Source organism: Citrobacter sp. Cf125 (assembly GCF_030333935.1).
Taxonomy (GTDB): Bacteria; Pseudomonadota; Gammaproteobacteria; order Enterobacterales; family Enterobacteriaceae; genus Citrobacter; species Citrobacter freundii.
In genome coordinates, this window is sequence record NZ_JAOWEY010000022.1 from 534,890 (window position 1) to 553,493 (window position 18,604).

At 52.4% G+C, this 18,604-nt stretch carries 19 protein-coding genes; 5 read left to right on the forward strand and 14 right to left on the reverse strand.

Going from position 1 to position 18,604, the window contains the following annotated elements; translation table 11 throughout:
- Window positions 1-78: 78 nt before the first annotated feature.
- The 3 genes from OGV89_RS06830 to yebG form a co-directional block, all read right to left on the reverse strand.
- Window positions 79-738 carry a tellurite resistance TerB family protein gene (locus OGV89_RS06830; RefSeq protein ID WP_003844146.1) on the reverse strand — a complete coding sequence of 220 codons (660 nt, stop codon included), beginning with the start codon at window positions 736-738 and terminating at the stop codon, window positions 79-81.
- A gap of 94 nt (window positions 739-832) precedes the next feature.
- A complete protein-coding gene (gene yebF, locus OGV89_RS06835) occupies window positions 833-1,186 on the reverse strand; it encodes a protein YebF (RefSeq protein ID WP_003034909.1) in 354 nt (117 codons plus the stop codon).
- 121 nt (window positions 1,187-1,307) lie between these two features.
- Complete coding sequence (gene yebG / locus OGV89_RS06840; protein ID WP_286558431.1) at window positions 1,308-1,640, reverse strand: DNA damage-inducible protein YebG; 333 nt, start codon at window positions 1,638-1,640, stop codon at window positions 1,308-1,310.
- Window positions 1,641-1,771: 131 nt separating this feature from the next.
- On the opposite strand from yebG, the gene purT reads away from it, so the two are divergent.
- Window positions 1,772-2,950: a formate-dependent phosphoribosylglycinamide formyltransferase gene (gene purT / locus OGV89_RS06845; RefSeq protein WP_003844149.1), complete on the forward strand. Its 1,179-nt coding sequence runs from the start codon at window positions 1,772-1,774 to the stop codon at window positions 2,948-2,950.
- 67 nt (window positions 2,951-3,017) lie between these two features.
- On the opposite strand, the gene kdgA is transcribed toward purT, so the two are convergent.
- The 3 genes from kdgA to zwf all read right to left on the reverse strand — a co-directional run bounded on the left by kdgA (window position 3,018) and on the right by zwf (window position 7,214).
- Window positions 3,018-3,659 (reverse strand): bifunctional 4-hydroxy-2-oxoglutarate aldolase/2-dehydro-3-deoxy-phosphogluconate aldolase, encoded by a 642-nt coding sequence (gene kdgA / locus OGV89_RS06850; protein ID WP_003034901.1) that lies wholly within the window; start codon window positions 3,657-3,659, stop codon window positions 3,018-3,020.
- A 34-nt stretch (window positions 3,660-3,693) separates the two neighbouring features.
- The gene (gene edd / locus OGV89_RS06855) at window positions 3,694-5,505 is read right to left on the reverse strand and encodes a phosphogluconate dehydratase (protein ID WP_003841668.1); all 1,812 of its coding nucleotides are present in this window, start codon (window positions 5,503-5,505) and stop codon (window positions 3,694-3,696) included.
- Window positions 5,506-5,738: 233 nt separating this feature from the next.
- Complete coding sequence (zwf, locus tag OGV89_RS06860; protein ID WP_286558434.1) at window positions 5,739-7,214, reverse strand: glucose-6-phosphate dehydrogenase; 1,476 nt, start codon at window positions 7,212-7,214, stop codon at window positions 5,739-5,741.
- A gap of 367 nt (window positions 7,215-7,581) precedes the next feature.
- Between zwf and OGV89_RS06865 the strand changes: the two genes are divergently transcribed.
- Together OGV89_RS06865 and pyk are read left to right on the forward strand one after the other, a co-directional pair.
- Complete coding sequence (locus tag OGV89_RS06865; RefSeq protein WP_003034893.1) at window positions 7,582-8,451, forward strand: MurR/RpiR family transcriptional regulator; 870 nt, start codon at window positions 7,582-7,584, stop codon at window positions 8,449-8,451.
- Window positions 8,452-8,569: 118 nt separating this feature from the next.
- Window positions 8,570-10,012, forward strand: a complete 1,443-nt coding sequence (gene pyk, locus OGV89_RS06870) for a pyruvate kinase (RefSeq protein ID WP_003034890.1) — start codon at window positions 8,570-8,572, stop codon at window positions 10,010-10,012.
- Window positions 10,013-10,056: 44 nt separating this feature from the next.
- Here pyk and lpxM read toward each other — a convergent pair whose 3' ends face one another.
- From lpxM to znuA, 3 genes are all read right to left on the reverse strand, one after another.
- Complete coding sequence (gene lpxM / locus OGV89_RS06875; protein WP_003844150.1) at window positions 10,057-11,028, reverse strand: lauroyl-Kdo(2)-lipid IV(A) myristoyltransferase; 972 nt, start codon at window positions 11,026-11,028, stop codon at window positions 10,057-10,059.
- Window positions 11,029-11,147: 119 nt separating this feature from the next.
- Window positions 11,148-12,467, reverse strand: coding sequence for a murein DD-endopeptidase MepM (gene mepM, locus OGV89_RS06880; RefSeq protein ID WP_003034883.1), 1,320 nt, complete (start codon window positions 12,465-12,467; stop codon window positions 11,148-11,150).
- A 15-nt stretch (window positions 12,468-12,482) separates the two neighbouring features.
- Entirely contained in the window at window positions 12,483-13,427 is a 945-nt protein-coding gene (znuA, locus tag OGV89_RS06885) for a zinc ABC transporter substrate-binding protein ZnuA (RefSeq protein ID WP_003844151.1), read from the reverse strand.
- Window positions 13,428-13,505: 78 nt separating this feature from the next.
- Between znuA and znuC the strand changes: the two genes are divergently transcribed.
- Both znuC and znuB read left to right on the forward strand, forming a co-directional pair.
- Window positions 13,506-14,261: a zinc ABC transporter ATP-binding protein ZnuC gene (gene znuC / locus OGV89_RS06890; RefSeq protein ID WP_003034877.1), complete on the forward strand. Its 756-nt coding sequence runs from the start codon at window positions 13,506-13,508 to the stop codon at window positions 14,259-14,261.
- Window positions 14,258-15,043: a zinc ABC transporter permease subunit ZnuB gene (znuB, locus tag OGV89_RS06895; RefSeq protein ID WP_003034874.1), complete on the forward strand. Its 786-nt coding sequence runs from the start codon at window positions 14,258-14,260 to the stop codon at window positions 15,041-15,043. The genes znuC and znuB overlap by 4 nt, the downstream gene beginning before the upstream one ends.
- A gap of 78 nt (window positions 15,044-15,121) precedes the next feature.
- On the opposite strand, the gene ruvB is transcribed toward znuB, so the two are convergent.
- The 5 genes from ruvB to nudB all read right to left on the reverse strand — a co-directional run bounded on the left by ruvB (window position 15,122) and on the right by nudB (window position 18,604).
- A complete protein-coding gene (ruvB, locus tag OGV89_RS06900; RefSeq protein ID WP_003841680.1) occupies window positions 15,122-16,132 on the reverse strand; it encodes a Holliday junction branch migration DNA helicase RuvB in 1,011 nt (336 codons plus the stop codon).
- A gap of 8 nt (window positions 16,133-16,140) precedes the next feature.
- The gene (gene ruvA, locus OGV89_RS06905) at window positions 16,141-16,752 is read right to left on the reverse strand and encodes a Holliday junction branch migration protein RuvA (protein ID WP_003034869.1); all 612 of its coding nucleotides are present in this window, start codon (window positions 16,750-16,752) and stop codon (window positions 16,141-16,143) included.
- 80 nt (window positions 16,753-16,832) lie between these two features.
- A complete protein-coding gene (gene ruvC / locus OGV89_RS06910) occupies window positions 16,833-17,354 on the reverse strand; it encodes a crossover junction endodeoxyribonuclease RuvC (RefSeq protein ID WP_003034867.1) in 522 nt (173 codons plus the stop codon).
- Between the two features lie 34 nt (window positions 17,355-17,388).
- A complete protein-coding gene (locus tag OGV89_RS06915) occupies window positions 17,389-18,132 on the reverse strand; it encodes a YebC/PmpR family DNA-binding transcriptional regulator (protein WP_003034865.1) in 744 nt (247 codons plus the stop codon).
- A gap of 28 nt (window positions 18,133-18,160) precedes the next feature.
- A complete protein-coding gene (nudB, locus tag OGV89_RS06920) occupies window positions 18,161-18,604 on the reverse strand; it encodes a dihydroneopterin triphosphate diphosphatase (protein ID WP_003844155.1) in 444 nt (147 codons plus the stop codon).

Here is an 18,604-nt window from a genome sequence, read left to right on the forward strand (position 1 = left end):
TCTTTTGCTTAAACATCCTATAAGGGTGGCAAAAGACAGCAATGATGCAAGCGAAACATGCGCCTTAGTGGTAAGTAATTAACCCGGTAACGCCTGTTTTTGTTCCTTGAGATCCTGTTCAATGCCTTCACGAACATCCTGCGGGATCTTCAACGCATCGCCCAGCGCATTGAGATAACTACGTTCCATAAAGTGGTCGATATCAATCGCCGCACAACTGAGGAAGTAAATTTCTAGCGCTTCTTCTTCGTTACGGATCCCATGCGCCAGTCGTTGAGGGTCTAACGGTTGTTCGATGGCGCGTTCAATCAGAATGCGGCCCTGCTCTTCCACGCCCGCTTCACGGAGCTGCTGCTCAATAGCGCTACGTTCTTTGGCATCAATATGGCCATCGCTTTTCGCCGCAAAAACCAGCGCCAGAATCAGGCGTTCGGTTCGCTGATCCAGCGGTGAGCTTTCTGCACCAAACTGCGGTTCATCCTGATGCGCTGCGCGAACTTTATCCTTGTACTTGTTCCATAACACAGTCCCGGCAACCGCGCCGCCGCCTACCAGAAGCGCGCTGGTGCCGTATTTACTCAGTAATTTACGAGAAGATTTGTTGGCAACCAGTAATCCTGCCAGACCGCCTAACGCGCCTGGAACCAGAAGTTTACTCAGCCCTTGCTCGCCCGAAGATGACGCGGAGGAACCTTTTTGCCCAAGAAGAGATTGTAGTTGATTTAGCCAGTTAGCCATTTTGCCCCTCAAGTACAGACGAATAATCATCAAAGCGTACCCGAGGGGATGTCAGGAAGTGTTCAGGTCATCAAAAGATGTGCAAATACCTCCGTTACTGCGGCTGATACTCCGCTGTTCCGGCTTTGCAGTCGACTTTTACCTGATAGTGAATATCCGCACTTTTACCGCGAACCGTCAGGGGAACTGACCATTTCCCGTCTTTGCCCGTAATATCGGGCGTGTTTACCCAGGCGACAGGATCGGCTTGCCCGACGCGCTTTTGATCGTCAGCCCAGCGCGCAATGCGATTTTGTTGATAATCACGTTTCACGCTCGCCGCAATACCGTTAGCGTCCAGTCCCTCACACTTGGGGAACTGGACGTTTTTGCTTTCCATATTTGCCGCAAATACAGATACGCTGGCAGACAGCAGCAGCAGGCTCAATAACGTTCTTTTTTTATACATTCTTTTCTCCTTAATCTCCCCTTCGTCATTCAGATTGCCTCTAGCAACGTGAAGTAACGTCAGGGATTGCACAATGATTCAGGGAAAAGCATGGTACAAAACGTCAGGAGCGCAAGTCGTTTCAGGCAGCCTGAGTATCATCCCCAGCGTGCGCATCGTTTTCGACAGCCTGCGCATCGTTTTCGACAGCCTGCGCATCGTTTTCGACAGCCTGCGGCGAAGGAAGCTTGCCATTTTTCAGAATGGCGCTCAGCACATCTTTTTGCTCAGCCAGCCACAGGGAAAGCGCTTCGCGCTGCTCGTCTTCAAGCGCTACCGGCGATTGCTCCAGCCATGTGTCGAGCAGATCTGCTGTATCCAGCATTTTGTCATACGCATCGGCTTCCTTTTTGCTGGTAAACGACATTTTTTCCTCACCTTCCCGAATGACTACGTATTTAACTTCAACCGCCATTTTGCAGCCTCTTAAATTACCTGTATTTATGTACAGTGTATTCTTTTTAAGCCCTAAAATCAACCTGGTAATAAAGACAGACGCAAACGTTTTCGTATATACTGCGCCCAGATAAAACAGGGGATTAATTTATGACGTTATTAGGCACAGCGCTGCGTCCAGCAGCAACGCGAGTGATGTTATTAGGTTCGGGAGAACTGGGTAAAGAAGTGGCAATTGAATGTCAACGCCTGGGTGTGGAAGTCATTGCCGTGGATCGTTACCCCGACGCGCCAGCCATGCACGTTGCCCATCGCTCATACGTTATCAACATGCTGGATGGCGAAGCATTACGCCAGCTCGTCGAGCGTGAAAAACCGCATTATATCGTGCCGGAAATCGAGGCGATCGCCACGGATATGCTGGTAAAACTGGAGCAGGAAGGTCAACACGTTGTGCCTTGCGCACGAGCGACCCAACTGACCATGAACCGGGAAGGAATCCGTCGGCTCGCCGCCGAAGAATTGTCTCTACCGACCTCTTCTTACCGCTTTGCTGACAGTGAAGTCCGCTTTCGCGAAGCCGTCGCCGAAATCGGCTATCCCTGCATCGTAAAGCCAGTAATGAGTTCTTCCGGTAAGGGGCAGAGCTTTATCCGTTCAGCCGATCAGCTCACCGAGGCCTGGAACTATGCTCAACAGGGAGGCCGGGCAGGTGCCGGGCGCGTTATCGTCGAAGGCGTAGTGAATTTTGATTTTGAAATCACCCTGCTAACCGTCAGCGCCGTTGATGGCGTGCATTTCTGCGCGCCGGTTGGACATCGACAGGAAGATGGCGATTATCGCGAGTCCTGGCAGCCGCAGCAGATGAGTGAACTGGCGCTGGCGCGCGCTCAGGAGATTGCCCGCAAGGTGGTGCTGGCGCTGGGTGGTCACGGACTGTTTGGCGTGGAGCTGTTTGTCTGCGGTGATGAGGTGATTTTCAGCGAAGTCTCCCCTCGCCCTCACGACACGGGTATGGTGACCTTAATTTCGCAGGATCTGTCTGAGTTTGCCCTGCACGTACGTGCATTTCTCGGTCTGCCCGTTGGCGAAATCCGCCAGTATGGGCCTTCTGCTTCCGCTGTTATTCTGCCGCAACTTACCAGTCAGAATATCACGTTTGATAACGTGCAGGCCGCTGTAGGTGCGGGTATGCAAGTTAGGTTCTTCGGCAAACCGGAAATCGACGGGAGCCGTCGTCTGGGCGTTGTGCTGGCCACAGCACAGAGCATTGAAGATGCGGTGATACGCGCGAAAGACGCAGCCGCACAGGTGAAAGTTACTGGATAAAAAAACGGGCCGAATGGCCCGTTACAGATTCCCATGCCCGGTAGTGATTACCGGGCATTTTGCGCAATTATTGCTTCGCGCCTTCAACAGCCTCACGAGCCAGTTTGGTAATGCGATCGTAATCACCCGCTTCCAGCGCATCCGCCGGAACCAGCCAGGAACCACCGATGCACAGCACGCTTTTCAGTGCCAGGTAGTCGCGGTAATTCGCTGGAGAGATCCCACCGGTTGGGCAGAAACGGACCTGTGAGAACGGACCCGCAATCGCCTGCAGCGCTTTAGTACCGCCATTTGCTTCAGCAGGGAAGAATTTGAACTCTTTCAAACCGTAGTCCATACCCAGCATCAGTTCAGATACGGTGCTGATACCAGGGATCAACGGAATAGTGCCTTCAGTTGCGGCTTTCAGCAACGGCTCGGTCAGACCCGGACTGATAGCAAACTGTGCACCGGCTTCGGTAACTTCAGCCAGCTGTTGTGGATTCAGTACAGTACCTGCACCAACGATAGCGTCCGGAACTTCTTTTGCGATCGCGCGAATGGCATCCATCGCACATGCGGTACGTAGGGTCACTTCCAGAACGCGCACGCCGCCTGCAACCAGCGCTTTTGCCATCGGCACTGCGTGTTCCAGTTTATTAACCACGATAACCGGTACAACCGGGCCAGTGGTCAGGATTGCTTCTGCACTTGTCTTCCAGTTTTTCATCAGAGTTTTCTCTCGCCTGATTACAAAATAAGTCTTAAAAAGTGATACAGGTTGCGCCCTGTTCCGCACCGGACAGCTTTTCACGCAACGCGCTGAACATTTCACGGCCTGTGCCCACGCGCGATGCGCTGAGGTCAGGAATATGAGGCTGACGAGAAGCAAGTTCCTCTTCATCAACCAGCAGCGTCAATTCACCTGTCTGTCCATTCACACGAATGATGTCGCCATCGCGTACTTTTGCCAGCAGCCCGCCATCATAGGCTTCTGGGGTTACATGGATTGCTGAAGGCACTTTACCTGAAGCACCTGAAAGTCGTCCATCGGTAACTAACGCAATTTTGAAACAACGGTCCAATAATACACCAAGTGGCGGCATGAGTTTATGTAATTCTGGCATTCCGTTTGCTTTTGGTCCCTGATGGCGCACAACTACTACGCAATCACGATCGAGCAGTCCCGCATCGAAGGCAGGCAATACATCATGCTGACTTTCGAAAACAACCGCGGGCGCTTCAATCACCTGATTTTCTACCGGTACCGCCGACGTTTTCATCACTGCGCGGCCGAGGTTTCCACTCAGCACTTTGGTGCCGCCGTGGTGGGAGAAAGGCTGGTCAAAGGTGGCTATCACGTTGCTGTCCAGCGACTTCGCCGCACCTTCACGCCAGTCCAGCTCACCCTCGTTGAGCCAAGGCTCCATGGTGTAGCGCGATAAACCAAACCCGGCAACGGTGTTCACATCTTCATGCAGCAGACCCGCGTTAAGCAGTTCGCGCATTAACACCGGCACGCCACCCGCCGCCTGGAAGTGGTTAATGTCTGCCGGACCATTCGGGTACAGACGCGCCATCAGCGGCACAATATCGGACAGATCGGAGAAGTCGTCCCAGTTAATCAGAATACCGGCTGCGCGCGCCATCGCGACCAGGTGCATTGTATGGTTAGTGGAGCCCCCGGTCGCCAGCAGCGCGACAATACCGTTGACCACTACTTTTTCATCGATCATTTTACCGATCGGCATCCATTCATTGCCGTTGCCGGTCAGACGCGTTACCTGACGAGCCGCAGCGGCGGTCAACGCTTCGCGCAGCGGCGCATCCGGGTGCACGAATGAGGATCCTGGCAGTTGCATCCCCATAAACTCCACTACCATCTGGTTGGTGTTTGCCGTGCCATAGAACGTACAGGTACCCGGTGCGTGATAAGACGCAGCTTCGGATTCAAGCAGCGCCATACGATCGACTTTACCTTCAGCATACAGCTGACGGATACGCACTTTTTCTTTGTTCGCCAGACCACTCGCCATCGGGCCGGAGGGAATAAAGATCGAAGGCAGATGACCAAATGACAGTGCCGCCATCACCAAACCCGGGACAATTTTGTCGCACACGCCAAGGAATAACGCGCCGTCGAACATATTGTGTGAGAGGCCCACAGCAGCCGACATAGCAATCACTTCGCGACTCAACAGCGAAAGCTCCATCCCATCCTGTCCCTGGGTCACACCGTCGCACATCGCAGGAACACCGCCAGCGACCTGGCCTACCGCATTGGCTTCATGCAGCGCTTTACGAATGATGTCCGGGTAATGCTCGTACGGCTGATGTGCGGAAAGCATGTCGTTATAGGAGGTAATGATCGCGATATTGTTACGCAGCATGCTTTTCAGCGAAGCCTTGTCATCCGGCTGGCAGGCAGCAAAACCATGCGCCAGGTTACCGCACGCCAGTTGTGAACGATGAACGGTAGTCGATTTCGCTTGTTCAATACGGGCAAGGTAGGCGGAACGTGTGTCGCGAGAACGTTCGACGATACGTTGTGTTACGCGTAACAAATTCGGATTCATAGAGGCTCCTAAAATTTATCTGTCAGAGCGTTGGAAAAACAATGTGTTTCAGTTGGGTTAAAAACAGCTGAATCGCTTGTTAGCCGTAGCTCAGGGGCAAAATCGTTTCAGGCAGTGTAATAAAAAAAGCCCCGCGGGTGAATCCACGCGAGGCTTAAAAGTGCAAAAATTATTCTACAATCTGTGTTAGATCATGTTACCGGTAAAATAACACCTATGGGCTAGATGATATTTTACTCGAATTCGTTCCAGGAACGACCATCACGGGTAATCATGGCCACAGAGGCAACCGGTCCCCAAGTCCCGGCCTGATAAGGCTTCGGCGCGTCGTTGTCCATTGCCCAGGCTTCGGTAATAGAGTCGACCCACTTCCATGCTTCTTCAACTTCATCTCGACGCACAAACAGCGCCTGAATGCCGCGCATCGTTTCAAGCAGCAGACGCTCATAAGCGTCGGCCAGATGTGTTTGGTTGAAGGTTTCGGAGTAGCTCAGATCAAGTTTGGTAATTTGCAGGTTATGCTTGTGATCCAGACCCGGTACTTTGTTCAGTACCTGGATATCGACACCTTCATCAGGCTGCAAACGGATGGTCAGCTTGTTCTGTGGCAGGTCCTGCCAGGATTCTCTGAACAGGTTCAGCTCAGGCGTTTTGAAGTAAACCACGACTTCAGAGCACTTGGTCGGTAAACGTTTACCGGTACGCAGGTAGAATGGAACACCCGCCCAGCGCCAGTTATCGATATCCACACGGATTGCCACAAACGTTTCCGTGTTGCTGCTCTTGTTGGCACCTTCTTCTTCCAGGTATCCCGGAACTTTTTTGCCCTGGGCAAAACCGGCGGTGTACTGACCGCGAACCGTTTTTTCTCGCACGTTCGAACGATCGATGCGACGCAGTGATTTCAGTACCTTCACTTTTTCATCACGGATGCTGTCAGCGCTCAGATCGGACGGTGGAGACATCGCGATCATGCATAGGATTTGCAGCAGGTGGTTCTGGATCATGTCGCGCATCTGACCGGCCTGGTCAAAATAGCCCCAGCGCCCTTCAATGCCCACTTCTTCCGCCACGGTAATTTCTACGTGATCGATAGTGCGGTTATCCCAGTTGTTCACAAACAGGGAGTTGGCAAAACGCAGTGCCAACAGGTTCAGTACCGTCTCTTTGCCGAGATAGTGGTCGATGCGGTAAACCTGGCACTCTTCGAAATACTCGCCTACCTGATCATTGATTTCGCGCGATGTTGCCAGTGACGTTCCTAACGGTTTTTCCATCACCACGCGGGCAGGCTTAGCATTCAGCTTTGCTTCACCCAAGCCTTTGCAGATTGCGCCAAAAGTGCTTGGTGGCATCGCGAAATAGTTAATAGTGGTACGTGATTTCTGATCCAGCATTTCACCCAGACGGCTAAATGCGGCGGTATCATTGACGTCCAGATTACAAAACTCCAGACGACCGCTGAGGGTCTCCCATAAACCTTCATCGATTTTTTCTTTCATGAAGGTTTCGAGCGCTTCGCGCACAATCTTGGTATAAGCTGCTTTGTCCCAGTCGGCACGCCCAACCCCAATGATACGGGTTTCCGGGTTAATCTGGCCGGCCTTTTCCAGTTGATACAGGGAAGGCAGCAATTTCCGTCGCGCCAGGTCGCCCTTCGCACCGAAAATGACCAGGTCACATGCCTGGGCTGTTTGCGTTACCGCCATGTCATTCTCCTCAATTAAGTGCCTGGTGCTTTTGCCAGACACTGGTTGTAATTTTATTACAGTGCACTGTACTGCTTTTACGTGAATCCGGAAACCGTAAACGCTTATCCAGCCGTGCTGTTACCGCGAACAGCCGCTTTATTGGCGTATAACCCATCAAAATGGATAAAAAAGTCGTATTTTTCGTACCCATGACGAAGTATGAAAATCCGACTCCGATCATGTAATGAAAAAAAACAACAACTATTCTGTCCATTTTGCCCCGTTGCTGCATTAGCAGGGGTAATATCTATACACTAAATTGTGTATCGGTTTCCCCGTATCGCTGAAATCGTTTTTGCCCATGACCCATGAGTCTACCTACATCATGAATATGCTGGAAAAAATCCAGTTAAAACTGGAACATTTGAGCAAGTCAGAGCGTAAAGTCGCCGACATTATTCTTGCCTCTCCCGAGCGGGCAATCCATTCAAGCATCGCCGCACTTGCTGTAGAAGCGAATGTCAGCGAGCCAACGGTGAACCGTTTTTGTCGCAGCATGGACACCCGCGGCTTTCCTGATTTTAAACTGCATCTGGCGCAAAGTCTGGCAAATGGCACCCCTTATGTTAATCGCAATGTGGATGAGGATGACAGCGTAGAATCTTACACGGGGAAAATCTTCGAGTCAGCGATGGCAAGCCTCGACCACGTTCGCCAGTCGCTGGATAACGCGGCGGTAAACCGGGCGGTAGATTTATTAACCCAGGCGAAGAAAATTGCCTTCTTTGGTTTAGGTTCTTCCGCCGCGGTAGCGCATGACGCGATGAATAAATTTTTCCGCTTTAACGTGCCGGTAATTTATTCCGACGATATTGTTCTGCAACGCATGAGTTGTATGAATTGTAGCGACGACGACGTCATTGTGCTTATTTCTCATACCGGAAGAACCAAAAGTCTGGTTGAACTGGCGCAGTTAGCGCGGGAAAACGATGCCATGGTTATCGCCCTCACCTCTCCCGGTACGCCACTGGCACGGGAAGCCACGCTGGCAATTACCCTCGATGTACCGGAAGATACTGACATTTATATGCCCATGGTCTCTCGACTTGCTCAACTGACCGTGATAGATGTGCTGGCTACAGGATTTACTTTGCGCCGAGGGGCAAAATTTAGAGATAACTTGAAGCGTGTCAAGGAAGCGCTCAAGGAATCGCGTTTTGATAAAGAATTACTCATCAAGAGTGATGACCGCTAAAAGCAATAACAATGTTCTACCCTTTTATCATCCGGGTTGTTCATTTACCGTTAATGTTTGAGAACGGCCGGATCAATGTTCACGCAACACCAAGTTGTTTCAGTCAACGGAGTATTACATGTCCAGAAGGCTTCGCAGAACCAAAATCGTTACCACGTTAGGCCCGGCAACTGACCGCGATAACAACCTTGAGAAGATTATCGCCGCGGGTGCGAACGTCGTACGTATGAACTTTTCCCACGGCTCTCCAGAAGATCACAAACTGCGGGCGGATAAAGTCCGTGAAATTGCCGCAAAACTGGGACGTCATGTAGCTATTTTGGGTGACCTGCAGGGACCTAAAATCCGCGTATCCACCTTTAAAGAAGGTAAAGTATTTCTTAACGTTGGCGACAAGTTCCTGTTAGACGCCAACCTCGGCAAAGGCGAAGGCGACAAAGAAAAAGTCGGTATTGATTATAAAGGGCTGCCTGCTGACGTCGTGCCTGGCGATATCCTGCTGCTCGACGATGGTCGCGTACAGCTTAAGGTGCTGGAAGTTCAGGGCATGAAAGTCTTCACCGAAGTCACCGTCGGTGGCCCGCTATCCAATAACAAAGGCATCAACAAACTGGGCGGCGGTCTCTCTGCTGAAGCCCTGACCGAAAAAGACAAAGCCGACATCATTACCGCAGCACAAATCAGCGTTGACTATCTGGCTGTCTCCTTCCCGCGCTGCGGCGAAGATCTGAATTATGCCCGCCGTCTGGCGCGCGATGCCGGTTGCGATGCGAAAATTGTCGCCAAAGTAGAACGTGCAGAAGCCGTCTGCGACCAGAATGCGATGGATGACATCATCCTGGCTTCTGACGTAGTGATGGTAGCCCGTGGCGACCTGGGTGTTGAAATCGGTGACCCTGAGCTGGTAGGTATTCAGAAAGCGTTGATTCGTCGCGCGCGCCAGCTGAACCGTGCGGTCATCACCGCTACGCAGATGATGGAGTCGATGATTACCAACCCAATGCCGACTCGTGCGGAAGTGATGGATGTGGCTAACGCCGTCCTCGACGGCACCGATGCCGTGATGCTCTCTGCAGAAACAGCAGCAGGTCAGTACCCGGCGGAAACCGTCGCGGCAATGGCGCGCGTCTGTCTCGGCGCTGAAAAGATCCCGAGCATCAACGTCTCTAAACACCGCCTTGACGTGCAGTTTGATAACGTTGAAGAAGCGATTGCGATGTCAGCGATGTACGCTGCTAACCACCTGAAAGGGGTCACCGCTATCATCGCAATGACGGAGTCCGGTCGCACTGCGCTGATGACTTCTCGTATCAGTTCCGGCCTGCCGATTTTCGCGATGTCCCGTCATGAGCGTACGCTGAATCTGACCTCCCTGTACCGCGGTGTCACCCCGGTTCACTTCGACAGCGAAACTGACGGCGTCGTTGCCGCCAATGAAGCGGTGAACCTGCTGCGCGATAAAGGCTACCTGGTTTCTGGTGACCTGGTGATCGTGACCCAGGGCGATGTGATGAGCACCATTGGCTCAACCAACACCACGCGTATTCTGACCGTAGAATAAGTCGCTTAAATGTAAAAAAGCCTCTCGTTTTGAGAGGCTTTTTTTTATTTCTTCGGATAGAGATCTTTGCGCTTATAGGGCTCAATCTCGCCGGGTTTACGCGTCTTAAGCAGTTTCAGAATCCAGGTGTATTGTTCGACATGAGGCGTGACAAAAATCTCCACCTCTTCGTTCATCCGTCTGGCAATGGTGTGGTCATCCGCCGTCAGGATGTCATCCATCGGTGGACGAACATGGATCGTCAGGCGGTGCGTTCTCCCATCGTATACGGGGAACAGCGGTACCACGCGCGCATGGCAGACTTTCATCAGACGTCCAATCGCCGGTAACGTTGCTTTATAGGTAGCAAAAAAATCGACAAACTCGCTGTGTTCAGGCCCATGGTCCTGATCCGGCAGGTAGTATCCCCAATATCCCTGACGGACAGACTGAATAAACGGTTTGATGCCATCATTACGCGCATGCAAACGACCACCAAAGCGACGGCGTACCGTGTTCCAGACGTAATCGAATACCGGGTTCCCCTGATTGTGGAACATCGCAGCCATTTTCTGTCCCTGGGACGCCATCAGCATCGCCGGGATATCTACCCCCCAGCCATGTGGAACGAGAAAAATAACTTTTTCATCGTTGCACCGCATCTCTTCGATGATTTCCAGGCCCTGCCAGTCAACCCGACTCTGAATTTTCTCCGGGCCACGTATTGCTAATTCAGCCATCATGACCATCGCCTGAGGCGCAGTTGCATACATATCATCAACAATGGCTTCACGCTCAGCTTCGCTACGTTCAGGAAAGCAGAGGGATAAATTGATCAATGCTCTGCGACGGGAGCTTTTTCCCAGTCTTCCGGCGAGCCGTCCGAGTTTTGCCAGAATAGGATCACGAAATGCTGCCGGCGTTAACGCAATCCCAGCTATCGCCGCGACACCCAGCCAGGCGCCCCAGTAGCGTGGATGGCGAAATGATTTGTGAAACTCAGGGATATACTCAATATTCTTTTTTTTCGTTTCCATGCTCTTCCAGTGTCTGGTGCCGCGAAAAGTAAATCTGCTGATAGTGTAGCGGCGCACCGTGCGCCGTACAAAATAAAAAAGCCGGCACGCATAGCGTACCGGCTTTATCAGTGTACTAATTAATCAAAACGTAGCTGAGGCATAACCTCTTTCACCTGCGCCAGGTAATCGGTGCGATCCGAGCCGGTCAGACCCTCTGTACGCGGCAGTTTCGCCGTCAAAGGGTTCACGGCCTGCTGGTTAACCCATACTTCATAGTGCAGATGCGGCCCCGTTGAACGCCCGGTGTTACCTGACAGCGCGATACGATCGCCACGTTTCACTTTTTGACCTGGTTTCACCAACAGCTTACGCAGGTGCATATAACGCGTGGTGTAGGTGCGACCATGACGAACCGCAACATAGTATCCGGCAGCGCCGCTACGCTTCGCTACAACCACTTCACCATCGCCCACCGACAGTACCGGCGTCCCCTGCGGCATCGCAAAGTCGACACCTTTGTGCGGCGCTACGCGTCCAGTCACCGGATTCAGGCGACGCGGGTTAAAGTTCGAGGAAATACGGAACTGTTTCGCCGTCGGGAAACGCATGAAGCCTTTCGCCAGCCCGGTACCGTTACGGTCATAGAACTTACCGTCTGCTGCACGGATGGCATAATAGTCTTTGCCTTCAGAACGTAAACGCACGCCCAGCAGTTGGCTTTGCTCGCGCTTGCCGTCCAGCATTTCGCGAGACATCAGCACCGAGAACTCATCACCTTTTTTCAGTTTGCGGAAATCCATCTGCCACTGCATGGCCTTAATCACTGCGCTGATTTCAGAGCTGGTCAGCCCGGCATCTTTGGCGCTGGCGACGAAGCTTCCGCCCACCGTGCCTTTGATACGACTGTTAACCCAATCGCCCTGTTGCATTTCGCTGCTCATTTTGAAACCCGTCGCAGTGCGATCGTAAGTACGGGTTTCACGGCGGGATACTTCCCAGGTCAGACGCTGCAGGTCACCTTCCGCGCTTAAGGTCCAGGAAAGTTGCTGACCAATTTTCAGATTACGCAGCTCTTTATCGGAAGCAGCGAGTTGACTGATATCGCCCATATCGATGCCGTACTGATTCAGAATACTGCTCAGCGTATCGCCAGTGGAGACGACATACTCATGCACACCAGCTTCACCAGACGTTTTGTCATCCAGTTCATCCTGCGGAATGGCTTCGTCTTCCTGTGCAGCCTGATCAATAGGTTCGCTTGCCTCAGGCAACAGTGAACGAATCTCGCTTTTTTCCAGCTCGATAGTTTTAACGATGGGTGCAGAATCGGGATGGTAAACATAAGGCCGCCAGACGGCGACGGCCAATGTCAGTACGGTAAGCGACCCCAGCATAACGCGATGGGGTCGCGGCAGATTATTAAATGCCAGAGCGACAGAGCGGGCTATCTGTTGCACGTATTCACTTCCTCATTAATCTCCTTTCAGGCAGCTCGCATACTGGTTGGCTAATTGGTTCAAAAACGCTGAATAGCTTGTTTTACCCAGTTTGATATTCGTACCGAGCGGATCCAACGTTCCCATTCGAACGGATGTCCCTCTCGCGACGGCTTCAACGACCGCTGGCCTGAACTGTGGCTCAGCAAAAACGCAGGTTGCTTTTTGCTCAACCAACTGTGTTCTTATTTCATGTAAACGCTGCGCACCAGGTTGAATCTCAGGGTTCACGGTAAAGTGACCAAGCGGTGTTAGTCCGTAGTGTTTTTCGTAGTAGCCATAGGCGTCATGAAAAACGAAATAACCTTTTCCCTTGAGCGGTGCGAGCTCGTTACCTACCTGCTTATCGGTTGCGGCTAATTGTGCCTCAAAATCCTTCAGGTTGGCGTCAAGTTTGGCTCGACTTTGCGGCATAAGTTCCACTAATTTTTCATGGATTGCAACCGCTGAGGCCCGCGCTATCTCTGGAGAAAGCCAAAGATGCATGTTGTAATCGCCGTGATGGTGATGCTCGTCACTTTTTTCACTGCCAGCATCATTGTGTCCATGATCGTCATCGTCGTCGTCAGCACCTTTCATGAGTAACGGTTTCACGTCATTGAGCTGCGCAATCGTTACCTGTTTCGCGTTAGGAATATTCTTGACTGACTTTTCCATAAACGCTTCCATCTCAGGTCCAATCCAAACGACTAAGTCCGCGCCCTGTAAGCGTTTTACGTCTGATGGACGCAGTGAATAGTCATGTTCGGAAGCCCCGTCTGGCAGCAAAACCTCAGTGTCTGTTACCCCGTCCGCAATGGCCGAAGCAATAAATCCCAGCGGCTTGAGCGAGGCCACCACAGCAGCATTTGCTGCCTGTGTTGCACTACCCCAAAGAGCAGCGGATAATGCTGCGAAAAGAAGCGTATTTTTATGTAACATAATGCGACCAATCATCGTAATGAATGTAAGAAATGTGATATTATAACATTCTATAACTTCTGCAAGACTAAAATTGATATGACGACTTTGGTTTCACTGGAAAATGTCTCGGTCTCTTATGGTCAACGCCGCGTCCTGTCTGACGTATCGCTTGAACTTCGACCCGGTAAAATTTTAACGCTTCTCGGCCCGAATGGTGCCGGGAAGTCTACGCTGGTGCGCGTTGTATTAGGACTGGTAGCGGCTGATGAGGGAGTTATCAAGCGTAATGGCCAATTGCGGATTGGCTATGTACCGCAAAAACTGTACCTCGATACTACGCTTCCGCTGACGGTAAGTCGGTTTATGCGCTTACGTCCCGGCACCAAAAAAGAGGATATCCTTCCGGCACTGAAGCGCGTTCAGGCCGGACATCTGATGAATGCGCCGATGCAAAAGCTCTCTGGCGGGGAAACGCAACGCGTCCTGTTAGCCCGTGCTTTATTGAATAAACCTCAGCTACTGGTGCTCGATGAGCCGACCCAGGGCGTGGATGTCAATGGGCAGGTCGCACTGTACGACCTTATCGACCAGTTGCGACGTGAACTGGATTGCGCCGTACTGATGGTTTCCCATGACCTGCATTTGGTGATGGCCAAAACCGATGAAGTACTGTGCCTGAACCATCATATTTGCTGTTCCGGTGCACCGGAAGTGGTTTCCATGCACCCGGAATTCATCTCAATGTTCGGGCAACGCGGCGCCGAACAACTCGGAATTTACCGTCATAATCACAACCACCGCCACGATTTACAGGGTCGTATCGTCTTACGCCGGGGAAATGGTCACTCATGATTGAATTGTTATTACCCGGTTGGTTAGCCGGGATCATGCTGGCCTGTGCTGCTGGCCCACTCGGCTCGTTTGTGGTCTGGCGTCGAATGTCTTATTTCGGTGATACGCTGGCCCACGCTTCGCTGCTGGGAGTCGCCTTTGGCCTGCTGCTGGATGTAAACCCTTTCTATGCGGTTATCGCCGTCACTTTGTTGCTGGCTGGCGGTCTGGTATGGCTTGAAAAGCGCCCTCACCTTGCGATCGATACCTTACTGGGCATTATGGCGCATAGTGCATTGTCGCTGGGGCTGGTTGTCGTCAGCCTGATGTCCAACATCCGTGTGGATCTGATGGCATACCTGTTTGGTGATTTGCTCGCCGTGACGCCTGAAGATCTTATCTCCATCGCCATCGGCGTGGTTATTGTTCTGGCGATTCTGTTCTGGCAGTGGCGTAACCTGCTGTCGATGACCATCAGTCCGGATCTGGCATTTGTCGATGGCGTGAAGCTGCAACGCGTGAAGCTGCTGCTGATGCTGGTTACGGCGTTAACGATTGGCGTGGCGATGAAGTTTGTCGGGGCGTTGATTATCACCTCGCTGCTTATTATCCCTGCGGCGACCGCCCGTCGCTTTGCCCGTACGCCGGAACAGATGGCAGGAGTTGCCGTTGGTGTGGGAATGATAGCGGTTACAGGCGGGTTGACCTTCTCGGCCTTCTATGACACCCCGGCAGGTCCCTCCGTGGTGCTGTGTGCCGCGCTGCTGTTTATTTTCAGCATGATGAAAAAGCAAGCGAGCTAAGCATGCGTTGCCCGGTGGCGCTGCGCTTACCGGGCCTACAAAATCGCCCAGGCCTTATAAGCGTAGCGACATCATGCATTAAGGCATCTGTGGCGGTGTAATGCCAAAATGGTTCCAGGCGCGCACGGTTGCCATACGTCCACGCGGCGTACGCTGCAGAAAACCTTGCTGAATCAGATATGGCTCAAGCACGTCCTCAATGGTTTCACGCTCTTCCCCGATCGCCGCTGCCAGGTTATCCAGTCCGACCGGTCCGCCAAAGAATTTGTCGATAACCGCCAGCAGCAACTTACGGTCCATATAATCAAATCCTTCCGCATCCACATTGAGCATATCCAGCGCCTGAGCGGCGATATCTGCTGAAATCGTGCCGTCATGCTTCACTTCGGCGAAATCACGTACCCGGCGTAATAAGCGGTTGGCGATACGCGGCGTACCGCGAGCGCGGCGTGCCACTTCCAGCGCGCCTTCATCGCTCATTTCCAGGCCCATAAAACGCGCACTGCGTCCTACAATGTGCTGCAGATCAGCCACCTGATAGAATTCCAGGCGCTGTACAATACCAAAACGGTCACGCAACGGAGACGTTAACGACCCGGCGCGCGTCGTCGCCCCGATTAGCGTAAACGGTGGCAGATCGATCTTGATCGAACGTGCAGCCGGCCCTTCACCAATCATGATATCCAGCTGATAATCTTCCATCGCCGGATACAGCACCTCTTCCACCACCGGTGAAAGACGATGGATTTCATCGATAAACAGCACATCGTGGGGTTCAAGGTTGGTAAGCATTGCCGCCAGGTCACCCGCTTTTTCCAGTACCGGACCGGACGTGGTGCGCAGATTAACGCCCATCTCATTGGCGACAATATTGGCAAGCGTGGTTTTACCAAGACCTGGAGGACCGAAAATCAGCAGGTGATCGAGAGCGTCACCACGCAGCTTCGCCGCCTGGATAAAAATCTCCATTTGCGAACGGACCTGAGGCTGGCCAATATACTCTTCCAGAAATTTAGGGCGGATCGCACGATCCACCAGGTCTTCAGGGGTCGTGCTGACAGCCGAAATCAGGCGATCTGCTTCAATCATCCTTTACCTCACAATGCCGCGCGAAGCGCTTCACGAATCAGGGTTTCACTGCTGGCATCAGGGCGGGCAATTTTGCTCACCATGCGGCTGGCTTCTTGTGGTTTATAGCCCAACGCCACCAGCGCAGCAACCGCTTCCTGCTCGGCGTCGTCCGTTGTCGGACTGGCCGGAGAGGTCAGAACCAGATCCGCCGCCGGGGTAAAGAGGTCACCATGCAGGCCTTTAAAGCGGTCTTTCATTTCAACAATCAAACGCTCTGCGGTTTTCTTACCAATGCCCGGTAATTTCACTAACGCGCCAAGCTCTTCGCGCTCAACGGCATTAACAAACTGCTGCGCAGACATTCCGGAGAGGATCGCCAGCGCCAGCTTCGGCCCCACGCCATTGGTTTTGATTAACTCTTTAAACAGCGTGCGCTCTTGCTTGTTGTTAAAGCCATACAGCAGTTGAGCGTCTTCACGCACCACAAAATGGGTGAAGATAATCGCTTCCTGCCCGGCTTCCGGCAACTCGTAGAAACAGGTCATCGGCATATGCACTTCATAGCCTACCCCACCCGTTTCCAGAAGGACCAGCGGGGGTTGTTTTTCAATAATGATGCCTCTGAGTCTGCCTATCACGTGACGCTCCTGCGTTAAGGGCTAAAAGGTAATGCGCTATCATAAAAAAAGGCTGGATAGATATCCAGCCTCATTTGTCACTAACGTAATCGACCTCGCGCCAAATTCAGCCTCGACTCGCTCATTTGCATGGCATTCTGACTGACATGGCAGTGGGTAATAGCAATCGCCAGCGCATCCGCGGCATCCGCTTGCGGATTCGCCGGGAGTTTTAGCAGCGTGCGTACCATATGCTGGACCTGGCTTTTTTCCGCACTACCGATCCCCACCACAGTCTGTTTTACCTGGCGGGCCGCGTATTCAAAGACCGGTAGATCCTGATTGGTCGCCGCAACGATTGCCACGCCACGTGCCTGTCCAAGCTTTAGCGCCGAGTCAGCGTTCTTCGCCATAAAGACCTGCTCAATGGCAAAATAGTCCGGCTGGAACTGGGTGATGATTTCCGTCACGCCCGCGTAAATTAACTTCAGGCGTGACGGGAGATCGTCGACTTTGGTGCGGATACAACCGCTGCCGAGGTAGGTCAGCTGTCTTCCGACCTGACGAATAACGCCATAACCGGTGATGCGCGACCCCGGGTCAATGCCGAGAATGATAGACATCACGCACCTCCTGTCAGGTTGCGGTACAGCCACCTCATTCTAAGGTAGCTGCAACCTCATCAGAGATCTCGCCGTTATGGTAAACTTCCTGCACGTCGTCGCAGTCTTCCAGCATATCGATCAGACGCAACAACTTCGGCGCTGTTTCTGCATCCATATCTGCTTTGGTGGATGGAATCATAGACACTTCAGCCGCGTCCGCTTTCAGACCCGCCGCTTCCAGCGCGTCACGCACTTTACCCATCTCTTCCCACGCGGTGTAAACGTCAATTGCGCCGTCGTCGAAGGTCACCACGTCTTCAGCACCTGCTTCCAGCGCCGCTTCCATGATGGCGTCTTCGTCGCCTTGTTCAAAGGAGATCACGCCTTTTTTACTGAACAGGTAAGCCACGGAACCGTCGGTACCAAGGTTGCCGCCCGTTTTCGTGAACGCGTGACGCACTTCCGCAACAGTACGGTTACGGTTGTCAGACAGACATTCAATCATAACGGCTGTACCGCCAGGACCATAACCTTCATAGATGATGGTTTCCATGTTGGAATCTTCATCACCACCCACACCGCGAGCGATTGCACGGTTCAGGGTGTCACGGGTCATGTTGTTAGCCAGCGCTTTATCAACAGCTGCACGCAGACGCGGGTTAGCGTCCGGATCGCCGCCGCCGAGTTTTGCCGCCGTCACCAGTTCACGAATTATTTTGGTGAAAATTTTACCGCGTTTAGCATCCTGCGCTGCTTTACGGTGTCTGGTGTTGGCCCATTTACTATGACCTGCCATAAATAATATCTCCAAAAAGCGCGCCTTTTCAGGCGACGTTAATTACAAACTCTTCAATCGCCTGCCGGTTACTCCACGACTTGGTTAATTGGGCGGCTTCAACCGCATTAACCCAACGATAGGTCAGATGTTCGGTGAACACGATCTCTCGTTCTGAGGGAAGTGCCAGGCAAAACCAGGATTCAGTATTTCGTTCAATTCCCGGTGCATAGCGATGACGTAAATGGCTAAAAATCTCAAACTCCACCGTGCGCTGACAGTCAATTAAGGTCAGTTGCTCAGATGCAACATCAATGGCGACCTCTTCCTTTACTTCGCGCATAGCGGCTTGCGACGCGGTTTCACCCTCTTCAAGGCTGCCGGTGACCGACTGCCAGAAATCAGGATCGTCGCGTCGCTGTAACATCAGCACTCTCCCGGTGTCCTTTGCATAAATCACGACCAACACCGAGACAGGCTGTTTGTATCTCAT